This is a genomic window from Mycobacterium sp. (assembly GCF_050701515.1).
Taxonomy (GTDB): Bacteria; Actinomycetota; Actinomycetes; order Mycobacteriales; family Mycobacteriaceae; genus Mycobacterium.
On sequence record NZ_JBOGDB010000093.1, the window covers coordinates 14,678 to 30,740 of the forward strand.

At 66.3% G+C, this 16,063-nt stretch carries 17 protein-coding genes; 9 read left to right on the forward strand and 8 right to left on the reverse strand.

What is annotated here, in order from left to right; translation table 11 throughout:
• Positions 1-27: 27 nt before the first annotated feature.
• Both ACRDU5_RS08015 and ACRDU5_RS08020 read right to left on the reverse strand, forming a co-directional pair.
• On the reverse strand, positions 28-1,107 hold the full coding sequence (locus ACRDU5_RS08015; protein WP_526613950.1) for a beta-ketoacyl-[acyl-carrier-protein] synthase family protein: 1,080 nt from the start codon (positions 1,105-1,107) through the stop codon (positions 28-30).
• 14 nt (positions 1,108-1,121) lie between these two features.
• Positions 1,122-2,114: a Zn-ribbon domain-containing OB-fold protein gene (locus ACRDU5_RS08020; RefSeq protein WP_526613951.1), complete on the reverse strand. Its 993-nt coding sequence runs from the start codon at positions 2,112-2,114 to the stop codon at positions 1,122-1,124.
• Between the two features lie 60 nt (positions 2,115-2,174).
• On the opposite strand from ACRDU5_RS08020, the gene ACRDU5_RS08025 reads away from it, so the two are divergent.
• Genes ACRDU5_RS08025 through ACRDU5_RS08035 form a run of 3 tightly spaced genes read left to right on the forward strand, consistent with a single transcriptional unit; the run spans position 2,175 to position 5,189 of the window.
• A complete protein-coding gene (locus ACRDU5_RS08025; protein WP_526613952.1) occupies positions 2,175-3,206 on the forward strand; it encodes an LLM class F420-dependent oxidoreductase in 1,032 nt (343 codons plus the stop codon).
• 43 nt (positions 3,207-3,249) lie between these two features.
• The gene (locus ACRDU5_RS08030; RefSeq protein WP_526613953.1) at positions 3,250-3,969 is read left to right on the forward strand and encodes an acetoacetate decarboxylase family protein; all 720 of its coding nucleotides are present in this window, start codon (positions 3,250-3,252) and stop codon (positions 3,967-3,969) included.
• 44 nt (positions 3,970-4,013) lie between these two features.
• On the forward strand, positions 4,014-5,189 hold the full coding sequence (locus tag ACRDU5_RS08035) for a cytochrome P450 (RefSeq protein WP_526613954.1): 1,176 nt from the start codon (positions 4,014-4,016) through the stop codon (positions 5,187-5,189).
• Between the two features lie 71 nt (positions 5,190-5,260).
• On the opposite strand, the gene ACRDU5_RS08040 is transcribed toward ACRDU5_RS08035, so the two are convergent.
• A complete protein-coding gene (locus ACRDU5_RS08040; protein WP_526613955.1) occupies positions 5,261-6,061 on the reverse strand; it encodes a crotonase/enoyl-CoA hydratase family protein in 801 nt (266 codons plus the stop codon).
• Positions 6,062-6,129: 68 nt separating this feature from the next.
• On the opposite strand from ACRDU5_RS08040, the gene fadD19 reads away from it, so the two are divergent.
• From fadD19 to ACRDU5_RS08055, 3 genes are read left to right on the forward strand one after another with little or no spacing between them, the layout of a single operon-like run.
• Complete coding sequence (gene fadD19 / locus ACRDU5_RS08045; protein ID WP_526613956.1) at positions 6,130-7,791, forward strand: medium/long-chain-fatty-acid--CoA/3-oxocholest-4-en-26-oate--CoA ligase; 1,662 nt, start codon at positions 6,130-6,132, stop codon at positions 7,789-7,791.
• The gene (locus ACRDU5_RS08050) at positions 7,791-8,912 is read left to right on the forward strand and encodes an NAD(P)H-dependent flavin oxidoreductase (RefSeq protein WP_526613957.1); all 1,122 of its coding nucleotides are present in this window, start codon (positions 7,791-7,793) and stop codon (positions 8,910-8,912) included. Before fadD19 ends, ACRDU5_RS08050 begins: the two co-directional genes overlap by 1 nt.
• Positions 8,913-8,921: 9 nt before the next feature.
• On the forward strand, positions 8,922-9,749 hold the full coding sequence (locus ACRDU5_RS08055) for an amidohydrolase family protein (protein ID WP_526613958.1): 828 nt from the start codon (positions 8,922-8,924) through the stop codon (positions 9,747-9,749).
• Between the two features lie 3 nt (positions 9,750-9,752).
• On the opposite strand, the gene ACRDU5_RS08060 is transcribed toward ACRDU5_RS08055, so the two are convergent.
• Positions 9,753-10,118, reverse strand: coding sequence for a hypothetical protein (locus ACRDU5_RS08060; RefSeq protein ID WP_526613959.1), 366 nt, complete (start codon positions 10,116-10,118; stop codon positions 9,753-9,755).
• 204 nt (positions 10,119-10,322) lie between these two features.
• On the opposite strand from ACRDU5_RS08060, the gene ACRDU5_RS08065 reads away from it, so the two are divergent.
• On the forward strand, positions 10,323-10,715 hold the full coding sequence (locus ACRDU5_RS08065) for a VOC family protein (RefSeq protein ID WP_526613960.1): 393 nt from the start codon (positions 10,323-10,325) through the stop codon (positions 10,713-10,715).
• On the opposite strand, the gene ACRDU5_RS08070 is transcribed toward ACRDU5_RS08065, so the two are convergent.
• The 4 genes from ACRDU5_RS08070 to ACRDU5_RS08085 form a co-directional block, all read right to left on the reverse strand.
• Complete coding sequence (locus ACRDU5_RS08070; protein WP_526613961.1) at positions 10,655-11,182, reverse strand: helix-turn-helix transcriptional regulator; 528 nt, start codon at positions 11,180-11,182, stop codon at positions 10,655-10,657. The genes ACRDU5_RS08065 and ACRDU5_RS08070 overlap by 61 nt on opposite strands.
• A 69-nt stretch (positions 11,183-11,251) precedes the next feature.
• Positions 11,252-12,769, reverse strand: a complete 1,518-nt coding sequence (gene fadD17 / locus ACRDU5_RS08075; RefSeq protein ID WP_526613966.1) for a long-chain-fatty-acid--CoA ligase FadD17 — start codon at positions 12,767-12,769, stop codon at positions 11,252-11,254.
• Positions 12,766-13,863, reverse strand: a complete 1,098-nt coding sequence (locus tag ACRDU5_RS08080; RefSeq protein WP_526613962.1) for an acyl-CoA dehydrogenase family protein — start codon at positions 13,861-13,863, stop codon at positions 12,766-12,768. Before ACRDU5_RS08080 ends, fadD17 begins: the two co-directional genes overlap by 4 nt.
• A 25-nt stretch (positions 13,864-13,888) precedes the next feature.
• Positions 13,889-15,070, reverse strand: coding sequence for an acyl-CoA dehydrogenase family protein (locus ACRDU5_RS08085; RefSeq protein WP_526613963.1), 1,182 nt, complete (start codon positions 15,068-15,070; stop codon positions 13,889-13,891).
• A 180-nt stretch (positions 15,071-15,250) separates the two neighbouring features.
• Here ACRDU5_RS08085 and ACRDU5_RS08090 point away from each other — a divergent pair, with 180 nt between their 5' ends.
• Both ACRDU5_RS08090 and ACRDU5_RS08095 read left to right on the forward strand, forming a co-directional pair.
• Positions 15,251-15,442: a ferredoxin gene (locus ACRDU5_RS08090; protein ID WP_526613964.1), complete on the forward strand. Its 192-nt coding sequence runs from the start codon at positions 15,251-15,253 to the stop codon at positions 15,440-15,442.
• A 13-nt stretch (positions 15,443-15,455) separates the two neighbouring features.
• Positions 15,456-16,063, forward strand: a 608-nt coding sequence (locus tag ACRDU5_RS08095; RefSeq protein WP_526613965.1) for an SDR family NAD(P)-dependent oxidoreductase, incomplete at its 3' end; no start/stop codon positions are given.

Consider the following 16,063-nt stretch of genomic DNA (forward strand, 5'->3'; position numbering starts at 1 on the left):
TCAATCCTTTGCTCTTCGCGCAAGCGCTCATCGTCCTTCCAGGACGGCCACCAGATTCTGTTGCAGCACCGGTCCGCTGGTCGCGTGGGCGAGCACCCGGCCGGCCGAACTATTGAAAATGTGTCGGGCGGCAAAGCCGATCCGTTCCAGGCCCGCCGAGAACATCGGGTTGGCCGCGAGTGCGCCACCCGACGGATTGACCTTCGTCGACGATGGCAGGCCGATGGCCTCGGTCAGGATCAGATGCTGGTGGGTGAACGGCGCGTAGATCTCGGCCACCTCGATCGCACCGGGGTCACCGCCCGTCGCCGCCTTGGCTGACGCCTCCGTCGACGGCGACCTGGTCAGGTCGCGCGCACCGAGCACCGGGGTTTCGATGCGGTGCTCGAACCCGGTGATCCACGCTGGGTACTCACGCAGTTCGCGAGCTTTGTCGCCGGCGGCCAGCACGATCGCCGACGCACCATCGGTGATCGGCGCAATGTCGTGGCGCCGTAAGGGATCGGCGAAGTACGGTCGGGCTAGTAGCTCGGAGATGCACTTAGCCTCGTCAGAGGAATCCGGAGCTTTTTCCGAGTCGGTGCGCTCGGCGACCGCGAAGGAATCCAGCGCCACCTGCGCCATCTGCTCGGCCGTCCACTTGCCTGCGTCGAGACCCAGCCGGGCCTGCAGGCCGGCCATCGACACCGAGTCGGGCATCAGCGGCGCCACCGTATAGGGATCAGTCTGCAACGCGAGTACCCGACGCAGGGTGCCCGCCGAGGACTTGCCGAACCCGTACACGAGAGCGGTGTCGACCTCACCGGTCAGCAGCTTGATGTAGGCCTCGTACAGCGCCCACGCGCCGTCCATCTCGACGTGTGACTCGTTGATCGGTGGCACCGCACCGATCGAGTCGATCGCCGAGAGAAACGAAAAAGCGCGGCCGGCAAGGTAATCCGACGAGCCGGAGCACCAGAAGCCGATATCAGCCTGGGACAGGCCGAGCTCGTCGTAGATCGAGCGAAAGCACGGCATCAGCATCTCGACGCCGTTGGTGGTGCCGTCCGTGCGGCGCACATGCGGGGCATGGGCGAAACCGACGACGGCTACATCGCGAAAAGTCATCAGGCGAATTCCCTTTAGAGGTGGTGCTTGTAGGTGTCGTAGTCGGCGTCCGGTTCGCCGGTCGGTTTGAAGTACTCGATGTTGTCTATGCCAAGGCCCCATTCCTCGCGGGGCTTCCACACCGCCTGGACCCGCATGCCCATCCGCACCTCGGCGACGTCGATCTCCTGAATCAGGTGCAGGAACGGAATATCCGCGCCGTCGAGCAGCACATAGCCCGCGACGTACGGCGGCTTGATGCGCTGGCCGGCGAACGGGATGTTGATGATCGCGAACGTCGTCACCGTGCCCTTGTCGGGCAGCTCGACGAAGTTGTCCAGCTCGAGGCCGGTCGCCGGATCGGCTTCCTTCGGCGGGAAATACACCTTGCCGTTCTCGCCGGTGCGGGCGCCGAGCAGCTTGCCCTCCTCGAGGCCGCGCAGGAACGCGCTTTCCGGCAGTGAAGCGGTGTGCTGGATCTCGATGCTGCTCGGGTTGACCTGGATGGTCACCGGATCGCGGTCGTCGGCCTCTTCGGATACGGGTTCGGCCTCGTCCCCGAGCGCGAAGTGGGCGATGTCGGTGATCGTGCCAGCCGGTTCGTCGACCCAGTGCGCATGCACCCGGGCGCCGGTGCTGATGGCGTCGGACGAATCCGCGTCGACCGCGTGCAGCAGAGCGGTGTCGGCGCCGTCGAGCTTGATCAGCGCCCAGGCGAACGGCCGGTCCAGCGGCTGGCCCTCCAGCGGTTCGGGCTGCCAGGTCCACGACAGCACGGTCCCGACGCTGGCCACCGGTACGATCTCGGTCAATCGGTCATAGGTCACGGGGTCGAATTCGGCGGGCGGTACAAGCACCCGCCCATCCGAACCGCGCACGCCGACGATGCGTCGCCCGCGCAGGGCGGTGAAGAACTGGCTGAGGGTGGGTCCGACTGAACGGGTGTAGTCGAAGGACAGCTTCAGCGGTGCCGAAAGGGGCGGCTCATGCGTGTCGATCTGCACCGGGCTGCTTTGGCTGGCGGTCACAGCATCGAGTAGAACAGGTTCTAAGAATCGCCGCAAGGACGGCCAGGAAAGGTGGGTCGCATGAAGCTCGGACTCCAACTGGGGTATTGGGGCGCACAGCCGCCGGAGAACGCCCCGGAGCTGGTCGGGGCCGCCGAGGAGGCGGGCTTCGACACCGTGTTCACCGCCGAGGCGTGGGGGTCGGACGCGTTCACCCCGCTGGCCTGGTGGGGATCGGCCACAAGCCGGATGCGGCTGGGCACCTCGGTGGTGCAGCTCTCCGCGCGCACCCCGACCGCCTGCGCGATGGCGTCGCTGACCCTGGATCACCTCTCCGGCGGACGGCACATCCTGGGCCTGGGGGTGTCGGGACCGCAGGTCGTGGAGGGTTGGTACGGCCAGAAGTTCCCCAAGCCGCTGGCCCGCACCCGCGAGTACATCGACATCGTCCGCCAGGTCTGGGCCCGGGAGAAGCCGGTGACCAGCGACGGCCCGCACTACCCGCTGCCGCTGACCGGCGAAGGCACCACCGGCTTGGGCAAGTCGCTCAAGCCGATCACCCACCCGCTGCGCGCCGACATCCCGATCATGCTGGGCGCCGAAGGCCCGAAGAACGTGGCGCTGGCCGCCGAGATCTGCGACGGCTGGCTGCCGATCTTCTACACCCCGCGGATGGCCGATACCTACAACGAGTGGCTGGACGAGGGCTTCGCACGGCCGAATGCGCGGCGCAGCCGGGAGGATTTCGAGATCTGCGCGACCGCCAACATCGTCATCACCGATGATCGCAGCGCGGCGTTCGCGGCCATGAAGCCCTACCTGGCGCTGTACATGGGCGGGATGGGCGCCGAGGACACCAACTTCCACGCCGACGTCTACCGGCGGATGGGCTACGCCGAGGTGGTTGACGACGTGACCAAGCTGTTCCGCACCGATCGCAAGGACGAGGCCGCCACGATCATCCCCGACGAGCTCGTCGACGACGCCGCGATCGTCGGTGACCTGGACTACGTGCGCGAGCAGGTCAAGGTGTGGGAGGCCGCCGGAGTCACCATGATGGTGGTGACCGGCCGCAATGCCGATCAGATCCGCGAGCTCGCCACCCTGATCTGATGCGCTATTGCCGCAGGACTAGAACGCGTTCTAGATTGGCCGGATGACTGCTTCGCAGCACATCATCGCCGGAACGGTACTCACAATGCCGGTCAAGATCCGCAAGGCCAACCAGCACATGGCGATGTTCTCGGTGAACGCCGACGCCGCGCAGCGCATGGTCGACTACAGCGGTCTGCAAGTCTGCCGTTATTTGCCCGGGCGCGCGATCGTGATTCTGATGCTGATGCACTACATCGACGGTGACCTAGGCCAGTACTACGAATTCGGCACCAATGTGATGGTCAACCCGCCTGGGTCGAATGCGAGAGGGCCCCGCGCATTGCAGTCGGCGGGCGCCTTCATCCATCACCTTCCGGTCGACCAGGCGTTCACGTTGGAGGCGGGAACCACGATCTGGGGCTACCCGAAGGTGATGGCCGACTTCACGATTCGAGAGGGTCATCAGTTCGGTTTCGACATGAGCATCGACGGCCAGCTGGTGATCGGCATGGAATTCCGTCCCGGTCTGCCGGTTCCGTTAACCCCGCGCAAGCAGGTGCAGCGCAGCTACTCGCATCGCGACGGCGTCACACGCGAGACCCCCTTTGAGATGTCGCTCACCGGTGTGCGTAACCGGCTGGGCGGCGTCCGAATCTGGTTGGGCGAGCATCCCTACGCCAAGGAACTCGCGTCGCTCGGCTTCCCCAAACGCGCGCTGCTCTCCAGTTCCGTTGACAACGTGGAGATGTCGTTCGGCGACGCGCAGGAGGTTTTCTTGTGACGGGATCAGTGCTCTCGGCTACGCCTCGGGCGAACAAGCCCGATGTGGATCTCACCGACGGCGCGTTTTACGCCGGTGACTCGCGGTCCGTCTACAAGTGGATGCGCGAGAACGAACCGGTCTTCCGGGACCGCAATGGCTTGGCCGCCGCGGCAACCTACCAGGCGGTGATCGAGGCCGAGCGGCAGCCCGAGCTGTTCTCCAACGCGGGCGGCATCCGGCCCGATCAGGATGCGCCGCCGATGATGATCGCAATGGACGACCCCGGACATCTGTTGCGGCGCAAGCTCGTCAATGCGGGCTTCACCCGTAAACGCGTGAAGGATCTCGAAGGGGCGATCGGTTCGTTGTGCGATGCGCTGATCGACGCGGTGTGCGAGCGGGGCGAGTGCGACTTCGTCTGGGACATCGCCGCGCCGCTGCCGATGGCGGTCATCGGCGACATGCTCGGGGTGCTTCCGGAAGATCGCGAGATGTTTCTCAAGTGGTCCGACGACATGGTCACCTTCTTGAGCAGCACTGCGGCCGAAGATGAGCTCCAGGTCTCGATGGACGCCTTCGCGGCCTACACCGACTACATGACGGGCATGATCGCCGACCGCAAGGAGGAGCCGACCGACGATCTGGTGAGTGTCCTGGTGCACGCGGAGGTCGACGGCGAGACGCTGGCCGACCACGAGATCGTCACCGAGGTGCTGTTGCTCTTGATCGGTGGCGACGAGACCACCCGCCACACGCTGTCCGGTGGTACCCGGCAGCTGCTGCTCCACCCAGATCAGCACCAAAGGCTGGCCAACGACTTGGCACTGCTACCCAACGCGATCGAGGAGATGCTGCGCTGGACCGCGCCGGTGAAGAACATGGCCCGCACGATGACCGCCGACGTCGAGTTCCACGGCGCCCAGCTGAAGCAGGGCGAGAAGATAATCCTGCTGTTCGAGTCGGCGAACTTCGACGAGAAGGTGTTCGAGGATCCGGAGAGCTTCGACATCGACCGCTATCCGAACAACCACCTCGCGTTCGGGTTCGGCACGCACTTCTGCCTGGGCAACCAGCTCGCTCGGCTGGAGTTGTCGATCATGCAGGAGCGTCTGCTGAAGCGGCTGCCGGACATGCGGTTGGCTTCCGACGCTGAATTGCCGCTGCGGCCGGCCAATTTCGTCAGCGGCCTAGAGAAAATGCCGGTGGTATTCAGCCCGACCAAGCCGCTCACCTCTTAGTGCGAGCGTGCGTGGAATCGGGAAATTTTCCGGCGTGTTGTCCGCAGACACGCACGCTCGCCGAGAAAGGGCTACTTCATCTGGAAGTTGGGCGCGCGCTTCTCCTTGAACGCCAGCGGGCCTTCCTTGGCGTCGTCGGACAGGAACACGTTGATTCCGAGCTGCGTGTCGATCTTGAACGCCTCGTTCTCGGGCATGCCCTCGGTCTCGCGGATCGCCTGCAGGATCGCCTGCACGGCAAGCGGCCCGTTGTTGTTGATGGTCTCGGCAATCTCCAACGCCTTGGTCAGCGCCTGGCCGTCGGGGACGACGTAACCGATCAGCCCCATCTCCTTGGCCTCGGTCGCGGTCAGGTGCCGCCCGGTGAGCAGGATGTCGGCTGCGAGTGTGTAGGGGATCTGCCGCGGTAGCCGCACCGCCGAGCCGCCCATCGGGTACAGGCTCCATTTCGCCTCGGACACACCGAACTTTGCGCTTTCGCCTGCGATCCGGATGTCGGTGCCCTGCAGGATTTCGGTGCCGCCGGCGATCGCCGGGCCTTCGACGGCCGCGATCAGCGGCTTGGTCAGCCGGCGCCCCTTCAGCAGCGCGTCGATGCGTGACGGGTCGTAGCTGCCGTCGGCGAACGAGTCGCCCGGCGGTTTCGCCGTCGCCGCCTTCAGGTCCATGCCCGCGCAGAAGTACCCGCCGGCGCCGGTCAGGATGCAGGTCCTGATGTCGGGATCGTTGTCGACCCGGTCCCAGGCCTCGACCATGATCGAGAGCATCTCGGTGGAAAGCGCGTTGCGCGCCTCCGGCCGGTTCAGCGTCAGGATCAAAGTGTGTCCGCGCTGCTCAATGAGGGCGTCGGGGCCTTTTCGAGGCTCGCTCACCGGTGTCCGCCTTCCTGCATCAATGCCACAGACTTGTCAGAAAATGTAACACGTTCTAATTTGGGGTCGTGGCCCTGAATATTGCAGACCTCGCCGAGCACGCCATCGACGCCGTGCCAGACCGCGTTGCCCTGATCTGCGGCGGCGACCAGTTGACCTATGGACAGCTGGAAGAGAAGGCCAACCGCCTCGCGCACTACCTGATCGACCAGGGCGTGAAGAAGGACGACAAGGTCGGACTGTACTGCCGCAACCGCAACGAGATCGTCATCGCCATGCTCGGCATCGTGAAGGCCGGCGCCATCCTGGTCAACGTCAACTTCCGCTACGTCGAGGGCGAACTGCGCTACCTGTTCGACAACTCCGACATGGTCGCGTTGGTGCACGAGCGGCAGTACGCCGACAAGGTCGCCAACGTGCTGCCGGACACCCCGAACGTGAAGACCGTGCTGGTGGTCAATGATGGGAGCGTCGGCAGCGACGAAAAATTCACGCGCTATGGCGGCGTCGAGTTCTACTCGGCGCTCGAACAGGGGTCGCCCGAGCGGGATTTTGGCGAACGCAGCGCCGACGACATCTACCTGCTGTACACCGGCGGCACCACCGGCTTCCCCAAGGGCGTGATGTGGCGCCACGAGGACATCTACCGGGTGCTGTTCGGCGGCACCGACTTTGCCACCGGCGAGTTCGTCAAGGACGAGTACGACCTGGCCAAGGCGGCCTCGGAGAACGCGCCGATGATCCGCTATCCGATCCCACCGATGATTCACGGCGCGACCCAGTCGGCCACCTGGATGTCGCTCTTCTCCGGCCAAACCACCGTGCTGGCACCGGAATTCAACGCCGACGAGGTCTGGCGCAGGATCCACGATCACAAGGTCAATCTGCTGTTCTTTACCGGGGACGCGATGGCCAGGCCGCTGCTCGACGCGCTGCAGGCCGCGCACGACAAGGGCAAGGAGTACGACCTCTCGTCGCTGTTCCTGCTGGCCAGCACCGCCGCACTGTTCTCGACGAGCATCAAGGAGAAGCTGCTCGATCTGCTGCCCGACCGGATCATCACCGACTCGATCGGCTCGTCGGAGACCGGCTTCGGCGGCACCAGCATCGTCGCCAAGGGCGAGCACCACATGGGCGGCCCACGGGTGACGATCGACCACCGCACCGTCGTCCTCGACGACGACGGCAACGAGGTCAAGCCGGGCTCGGGGGTGCGCGGCGTCATCGCGAAGAAGGGCAATATCCCGGTCGGCTACTACAAGGACGAGAAGAAGACCGCCGAGACGTTCAAGACCTTCAACGGCGTGCGGTATGCGATCCCCGGCGACTACGCGGAGGTCGAGGAGGACGGCACCGTCACCATGCTCGGCCGGGGCTCCCAGTCCATCAACAGCGGCGGCGAGAAGATCTACCCCGAAGAGGTAGAGGCCGCACTCAAGGGCCACGCAGACGTGTTCGACGCGCTGGTTGTCGGTGTGCCGGACGATCGTTATGGCCAGTGCGTGGCAGCCGTGATTCACCGACGTCCAGGCACCAAACCAACGCTGGCCGAGCTCGACACATTCGTGCGTCAGGAGATCGCGGGATACAAAGTGCCGCGGAAGGTTTGGTGGGTCGACGAGATCCATCGCACACCGGCAGGTAAGCCCGACTACCGGTGGGCGAAAGGCCAGACTGAGGAGCGGCCCGCCGACGACGTGCACGCAAATCATGTGGAAACAAAGACCTGATGCACACCGAGCTGTGTGATCGCTTCGGCATCAGCTATCCGATCTTCGTCTTCACCCCGTCGGAGAGGGTGGCCGCGGCGGTCAGCAAGGCCGGCGGGCTGGGTGTGCTGGGCTGTGTGCGGTTCAACGAGCCCGAGGATCTCGAGGCCGTCCTGGGCTGGATGGATGAGAACACCGACGGCAAGCCGTACGGCGTGGACATCGTGATGCCCGCGAAGGTGCCGACCGAGGGCACGGCCACCGACATCGACAAGCTGATCCCGCAGAGTCACCGCGATTTCGTCACCAAGACACTTGCCGACCTCGGCGTCCCGCCGCTGCCGGAAGACGGGCAACGCTCCGCGGGGGTGCTGGGCTGGCTGCACTCGGTGGCCCGGTCGCACGTCGAGGTGGCGCTCAAGCACCCGATCAAGCTGATCGCCAACGCACTCGGGTCCCCGCCGAAGGACGTCATCGACCAGGCGCACGAGGCCGGCGTTCCGGTCGCCGCGCTGGCGGGCAGCGCCAAGCACGCACAGCGGCACGTCGACAACGGCGTCGACATCGTCGTCGCGCAGGGCCACGAGGCGGGCGGGCACACCGGCGAGATCGGATCGATGGTGCTGTGGCCGGAAATCGTTGATGCCCTTGGTGGTCGAGCGCCGGTGCTCGCGGCCGGCGGCATCGGCACCGGGCGGCAGGTCGCCGCCGCGCTGGCGCTGGGCACGTCGGGCGTGTGGATGGGCTCGGCGTTCCTGACCGCCGCCGAATACCACCTCGGCGTGCGGCGCAAGTCCGGGGTGTCGGTGATCCAGGAAGCCCTGCTGGGTGCAACGTCGGCCGATACCGTGCGTCGGCGCATCTATACCGGCAAGCCGGCGCGGCTGCTCAGGACCCGCTGGACCGACGCCTGGGACGCACCCGATGCGCCGGACTCGCTGCCGATGCCGCTGCAGAACATCCTGGTCAGCGAGGCTCATCAGCGGATGAACGAGTCGACCGATCCGACCGCGGTGGCCATGCCGGTCGGGCAGATCGTGGGCCGGATGAACGAGATCCGGCCGGTGGCCGAGATCATCGCCGAACTCGTTGACGGGTTCGAAGTCGCCACCCGCCGACTGGACGACATCCGGGAGAGCTAACGTCGGTCCATGACCGTCGACGTCTGGATGCAGCATCCGACGCAACGGTTGCTAGGCAACGCGATGTTCGAGTCGCTGCGACGATGGATGGGCGACAACATGCCCGCCGGCGAGGTGCCGCTCGACGTCACGCTCGCTGCGATGGACTCTGCGGGAGTTGACTTTGGCCTGCTGAGCGCGTGGCGCGGCCCCAACGGCCTCGACCTGATCTCCAATGATGAAGTTGCTGAATGGGTTGGCTTGCACCCCAACCGCTTCAAGGGCCTGGCGGCCGTCGACCTCGACCGGCCGATGGTGGCGGTGCGGGAGCTGCGCCGGCGGGTGCGCGACGACGGCTTCGTCGGGATACGCGCGGTGCCCTGGCTATGGAACGCGCCGCCGACGGACCGGCGCTACTACCCGCTGTTCGCCGAGTGCGTCGAGCTAGGTGTGCCGTTCTGCACCCAGGTCGGTCACACCGGCCCGCTGCGGCCGTCCGAGACGGGCCGACCGATCCCGTACATCGACGAAGTCGCGCTGGACTTCCCCGAACTCGTAATCGTCTGCGGGCACGTCGGATACCCGTGGACCGAGGAGATGGTCGCGGTCGCGCGCAAGCATCCGAATGTGTACATCGACACATCGGCCTACACCACCAAGCGCCTGCCTGTGGAGTTGGTGAACTTCATGAAAACCCGCACCGGACAACGAAAAGTGCTGTTCGGCACCAACTATCCGATGATGTCTCACGACCATGCGCTGGCCGGGCTCGACGAGCTCGGGCTGAATCCGGATGCCCGCCACGATTATCTGCACGGCAATGCCGAGCGCGTGTTCAATCTGACAACCGGTCAGTAATCGTCATTGGCGACCGCCACGCCGTCGTGCCGTCATGTAGCGCACCACTTCACTGCGAGTCAGGTTCATGTATGCGCCCTTGGCGAGAATCTCTTCCACCCCGTCGCCCTGCGCCTGCAGAGCTTGAACGAATTTCACCCTGTTCGGCGCGTACTTCCGGGTCTTCGGTCGCTGAAACTCAACCTTGGGAACGTCGAACTTCGTCGCTCGACTTTCTCGCTTGACCACCACTGGATCTCGGCGGTACTTGCCTTCCCGCATGTCGTTGAGGGCCCTCTCTCCGGCTTCACCCTCCAGGATCACGTACTCGGCATTCGTCTTGTTCTGGGCGATCTCGACGACGGTCATGCCTTTGGCGTTCTCTCGCACGCACTGCTGCTTCGTGCAGTACGTGAACCCCACTTCCGCCCTTTCGGGAAGAATTTCGTCTCCACAGCTAATGCAGGTCACTGCTGATCCTCCAAGTCCTTCAACCTATGAATTCAAACGAACAGCGGAACTGCTGCGTTCCGCTGCCCAGGCCTGTCCGATTTGTTCACGACGCCCCAGCGTGGGTCGCCCTAGCGTGGCGTTATGGACATACACGTGACATCGACCGTCGTCGAGATCGTCGCCAAGGACCTGGCACGATCGCTGGATTTCTATCGGCTGCTGGGCCTGGCCGTCCCGGATCCGGACGGCCCCCACGTCGAGGTGGAACTCCCGGGCGGCAACAGGCTGGCGTTCGACACGGAGGAGATCATCGCCGGCATGCACTCCGGCTGGACACCACCGACATCGGCGGGCCGGGTGGCGCTGGCATTCGGGGTGGGCGATCCATCCGACGTGGACGCCCTGTTCGAGAGGCTCACCGCCGCCGGGCATTCCGGCACGCTGAAGCCGTTCGACGCCCCATGGGGCCAGCGCTATGCGACCGTCACCGACCCCGACGGTACGTCGATTGACCTGTTCGCCGCGTTGGCCTGACGCAGCGACGCCAGCGACATTCCGCCGAGGTCGCGGACCTCGCGGTGCAAATGCGGTTGGTCGGCGTAGCCGGCCGCCGCCGCGGTTTGCGCGCACGACGCGCCGTCGTCCAGCAACCGGACCGCGCGCCGGAATCGCAGGATCCGCCGCAGCGTCGCGGGACCGTAGCCGTACACCGCGGCACACTGACGCTGCAGCGTGCGGCTCGACCAACCGATCTGGCGTGCCACGTCGGTGATAACCGCGCCAGTGGCGAGGCGGCGTGTGACATGGCTGAGCAGCGGCAGCGGCCAGGGCGCCGTCTCGGCCGCCGGATCGCCGGACGCCAGCGCGGTGGCCAGCTCGACCAGCGAACGGCCGGGCACCTCGATTCCGAGCTCGGTCAGCCGAACACGGCTGTTGCGCAGTTCCGCGGCCGGAACTCCGAGTAGCCGGGGCAGTGCACCGGGCCGGAAGCGCAAGCCCACCAACGGTTCTCGCCCGCGGGGGTTGACAAAGGCGGTGGTGGGAATTCGCGATAGCCCACCCTCGCGAGGCTACCGGCCGATTGGCCACACTGGGTCGGCGCACTCGGTGCCCTCCGCAGCCAGCTGGCGCTTGATCACCTTGAACGTCTCGGTGCGCGGCAATTCGGAGCTCACCCGCACGAACGACGGCCACTGCTTCGGCCCGAGGTCGGACTGGGCGGCCAGAAACTCACGAAAGACATCGACATCGAACGTGGCGCCGTCGGCAAGCACCAGCGCCGCCATCACCTGGTCGCCGATATCGGGTGCGGGTATCCCGTACACCGCGACCTCCACCACTTCGGGGTGGCGCAGCAGCACCCGTTCGATCGGTGCGGAGCCGAGGTTCTCGCCGTCGACCCGCATCCAGTCGCCCAGCCTGCCCGCGAAGAACACGTAGCCGTCCTCGTCGCGGTAGGCCAGGTCGCCGCTGTGGTAGACGCCGCCGCGCATGCGCTCGCCGTCGGCCTCCGGATCGTTGTAGTAGCCCTCGAAACGGCCCGCGTTTGAGACGTTCACCAGTTCGCCGGTCACGCCGGGCGGGCAGGGCTCGCCGGTGTCGGGATCGACGATCTGGATCCCGTCGGGCAGCGGACCGAGGGACCCCGGCGGGGTGTCCGGGGTGCTGCCGATCGCTATGCCGCCCTCGGTCGAGCCGAAGCCGTCCATCACCAACGTGCCGAACCTGCGGCCGAAGCGGTCGACGTCGGCGGGTGCCCCCTCATTGCCGTAGACGGCTCGCAGCGGGTTGTCCGCGTCATCCGCACGCTCCGGTGTGGCAAGCACGTACGACAACGGCTTGCCCACATAGTTCGCGTACGTTGCGCCGAACCGGCGGATATCCGGGAGGAACTGCGACGCGGAAAACTTGCGCCGCAATGCCATTGACCCGCGGCACGCCAGCGCAACGGCCCAACCAACCAGCACCGCGTTGGAGTGAAACAGCGGCATCGACACGTAGCAGATGTCGTCGGGCCCCAACGAGAAGCGCTGGGTCATCGTCACACCGGCGATCGCGACCTTGCCGTGGCTGCACTTCACGGCCTTGGGGTCGCCGCTGGTGCCCGATGTGTAGATCAGCATGAACAGGTCGCCGGGTTTGGCCGCCTGCGGGGCTACCGGTGCGCCGCGGTGAGCGGTTACCTCGTCGGCCCACGCATCGGAATCGACGTTGACGCAATCGATGTCGCCGATGGTTTCCAGGGTGGCCGCGTCGGCCAGCACCAGTTGGCAGTCGGCGTGGTCGACGTCGCGGGCCAGTGCCGCGCCGCGGCGCAGCGGATTGAGGCCGACCGGCACGATTCCGGACAGCCCGGCCGCGACCAGCAGCGCCGAGAAGAACGGCGTGTTCTGCAGCAGCACCCCGACGTGCGGCGGGCAGTCAGGATCGAGTCGCGCCCGCAGTGCGGCCGTGATGGCTGCGCCATCGCGGATGTGCTCACGCCAGGTCGTGAACGAGTCCTCGAAGTGGACACCCCGATCGTCCACGTCGACGAGCGGAGCGAGCAGATCGGTGACGGTGGGAAGCTCGCTCACTGTTGGCGTCAGGCGGGTGTGTCGGCCAGCTCGCGGCCGATGCGCAGCAGTTGCCCGGTGGCACCTCCGACGCCGAACTCGGTCTGCTTGGCCGCCAGGAAGTAGCGGTGCACGGGATGATCGGTGTCGATGCCGACGCCGCCGTGGACGTGCACCGCGGTGTGCGCGACCCGGTGGCCGGCGTCGGCGGCCCAGAACGCCGCGGTACCGACTTCCAGATCGGCGGGCAAATCCTCGGACAACCGCCACGCCGCCTGCGTCACAGTCAGCCGCAGGCCCTTGATGTCGATGTAGCCGTCGGCCAGTCGCTGCGCGACCGCCTGGAAGCTGCCGATCGGCCGGTCGAACTGCTCGCGCTCACGGGCGTACTCGGCCGTCAGCTCCAGCGCGCGATCCAGCACGCCGAGCTGAAATGCGCTGCGGCCCAACGTGCCATGCGTGGTCAGCCAGCTGACCACATCCTGGCCCCCGACGACGCGCTCGGCGTTGACCTCGACTCCCTGCAGCTCCAGGTGCCCGACGCTGCCGTGGCCCGTGGTGTCCAGCGAGGTGACCGAGACGCCGGCGTCGTCCTTCGCCACCAGGAACACCTGCACGCCTGTGTCGGATTCGGCGGGCACCAGGTATCCGTCGGCAATTGGCGCGTAGGCAACCAGCGCGCGGGTTCCGGTCAACCGGCAGCCAGTGCCCTGAGCTTGCGCCTGCACCGGACCCTGTCCCATTTCGCCGTCCAGTGCGACGGTGAGGATCTTCGCGCCATTGATCGCCGGCGCCGCCCACTGTTGTTGCAGCGCTTCCGATCCAAACTTCGCCAGGGCGCCGGCGGCCAGGACGACCGACTCCAGGTAAGGCACGGCGGCCATCTGGCGGCCCAGCGCTACCAGCACCGCGGTCTGCTCCAGCACGCCGAAACCGCCGCCGCCCAACGATTCCGGCGCGGCGGTGGTGAGGATGTCGGCGTCGATGAGTTTGGCCCACAGGTCGCGGTCGAAGCGTTCGTCATGCTTGTCGAGGTCGCGCTGATGCTCCGGCGTGCACACCGAGTCGGTGATGGTGCGTGCCAGCCCGCCCAGCTCGGCCGCGGCTTCGGTGGTGGTGAAATCCATGTTGGTCCTTACGATTTGCGGCCGACTAGCGGTTGACCCGGGGCAGACCCAGCGCGACCATGCCGATGATGTCGCGCTGAATCTCGTTGGTGCCGCCACCGAAGGTCAGGATCAGACACGCGCGATGCATCCGTTCCACCCGCCCGCGCAGCAGCGCGCCGGCGGAGCCCGCGCGCAGCGTGGCCGCGGTGCCGAGCACCTCCATCAGCAGCCGGTAGGCCTCGGTGGCCAGCTCGGTGCCGAACACCTTGGCCGCCGACGCGTCGGCCGGCGACGGCGCGGCCTCCTCGGCGGATGCCAGCTCCCAGTTGATCAGCTTGAGCACCTCGGCCTTGGCGTGCACCCGAGCCAGGTTGAGTTGCACCCACTCCGAGTCGATCAGCCGGTTGCCGTGCACGTCCTTGGTGTTCTGCGCCCATTCCCGAACGGCGCCCAGCGCGACGAAGATCGGCTGAGCCGACACCAGCGCGACGCGCTCGTGGTTGAGCTGATTGGTGACCAGCTTCCAGCCGCCGTTCTCCTCGCCGACCAGATTCGAGGTGGGAACGCGCACGTCCTGGTAATACGTGGCGCTGGTGTCCACACCCGCCATGGTGTGCACGGGCGTCCAGGAGAAGCCGTCGGCGGTGGTCGGCACGATCAGCATCGAGATGCCGCGGTGCTTCTTGGCCTCCGGGTTGGTCCGCACCGCCAGCCACACGTAGTCGGCGTAGGCGATCAGGCTGGTCCACATCTTCTGGCCGTTGATCACGTAGTCGTCGCCGTCGCGCACCGCGGTGGTGCGCAGCGCGGCCAGGTCGGTGCCCGCGCCGGGCTCCGAGTAGCCGATGGCGAAGTGCAGATCACCCGAGGCGATCTTGGGCAGGTAGAACTTCTTCTGCTCGTCGGTGCCGAACGCCATGATCGTGGGTGCGACGCTGTTGATGGTCAGGAACGGCACCGGGGCGCCGGCGATGGCCGCCTCGTCGCTGAAGATCAGCGCGTCCATCGGCGTGCGGGCTTGGCCGCCGAACTCTTCCGGCCAGCTCAGCGTCAGCCAGCCGTCCTTGCCCATCTGCGCGACCGTCTCGCGATACACGTCGCCGCGCCCCACCTCGCCCTCGCCGGAGCTCAGCGCCTCGGTGCGCTCGGGCGTCATCAGCTTGGTGAAGTAGGACCGCAGCTCGCGGCGCAACTCCTCTTGTTCCGGGCTGTAGCCGATCCGCATCGCCTCGTCCTTCACTCGGGTTGACAGGGACCCAATCGTCTCACCCTGGTGTCACTCCCGGTTGTAACACGTTCTAGTCTTGGGGTCCAGCGACGGTTTTCTGTGGGCCGCCCGGCATCGGGTCGTAAGCTGGGTGCTGCATGGTCTGGGGAGGTCCAGCTGGTTTTCAAGGAGGTTGTCGTGCGAGTTGAAGTTGACCGTGATCGCTGTGAAGGTAACGCCGTATGCCTGGGCATCTCGTCGGACCTGTTTGATCTCGACGACGAGGACTACGCGGTGGTCAAGATGGACCCGGTGCCGGCCGACCAGGAGGAGCTGGCCGACCAGGCCATCGCCGAATGCCCCCGGGCGGCACTGATTCGTAAGGACTAGAGGTATTCATAAGTTGAGCGCACAGCAGGACGAGCTGACCGATCTGTCCGGCCGCGTCGCGGTGGTGACCGGCGCGGCCGCCGGCCTGGGCAGGGCGGAGGCGATCGGGCTTGCCCGCTCGGGCGCCACGATCGTCGTCAACGACATGGCCGCGGCCCTGGACAAATCCGACGTCATCGACGAGATCGCCGCCGCCGGCGCCAAGGCCGTCGCGGTCTCCGGCGACATCAGCCAGCGGAGCACCGCCGACGAGCTGGTCGCCACCGCAGACGGTCTGGGTGGGCTGAACATCGTGGTCAACAATGCCGGGATCACCCGGGATCGGATGCTGTTCAACATGTCCGACGAAGACTGGGACACGGTCATCGCCGTTCATCTGCGCGGGCACTTCCTGCTGACCCGGAACGCCGCGACGTATTGGCGGGCCAAGGCCAAGGACGCGGGGGGAACGGTTTACGGCCGCATCATCAACACCTCGTCGGAGGCCGGGCTGGCCGGCCCCGTCGGCCAGGCCAACTACGGCGCCGCCAAGGCGGGCATCACCGCGCTGACGCTGTCGGCGGCCCGTGCGCTGGAGCGCTACGGGGTGCGCGCGAACGCCATCTGCCCGCGGGCGCGCAC

Coding starts and splice junctions, on each gene's coding strand:
- ACRDU5_RS08065 (WP_526613960.1), top strand. CDS start 10,323: ATGGACATACACGTGACATCGACCGTCGTCGAGATCGTCGCCAAGGAC.
- ACRDU5_RS08055 (WP_526613958.1), top strand. CDS start 8,922: ATGACCGTCGACGTCTGGATGCAGCATCCGACGCAACGGTTGCTAGGC.
- ACRDU5_RS08080 (WP_526613962.1), bottom strand. CDS start 13,863: ATGGATTTCACCACCACCGAAGCCGCGGCCGAGCTGGGCGGGCTGGCA.
- ACRDU5_RS08085 (WP_526613963.1), bottom strand. CDS start 15,070: ATGCGGATCGGCTACAGCCCGGAACAAGAGGAGTTGCGCCGCGAGCTG.
- ACRDU5_RS08025 (WP_526613952.1), top strand. CDS start 2,175: ATGAAGCTCGGACTCCAACTGGGGTATTGGGGCGCACAGCCGCCGGAG.
- ACRDU5_RS08030 (WP_526613953.1), top strand. CDS start 3,250: ATGACTGCTTCGCAGCACATCATCGCCGGAACGGTACTCACAATGCCG.
- ACRDU5_RS08015 (WP_526613950.1), bottom strand. CDS start 1,107: ATGACTTTTCGCGATGTAGCCGTCGTCGGTTTCGCCCATGCCCCGCAT.
- ACRDU5_RS08050 (WP_526613957.1), top strand. CDS start 7,791: ATGCACACCGAGCTGTGTGATCGCTTCGGCATCAGCTATCCGATCTTC.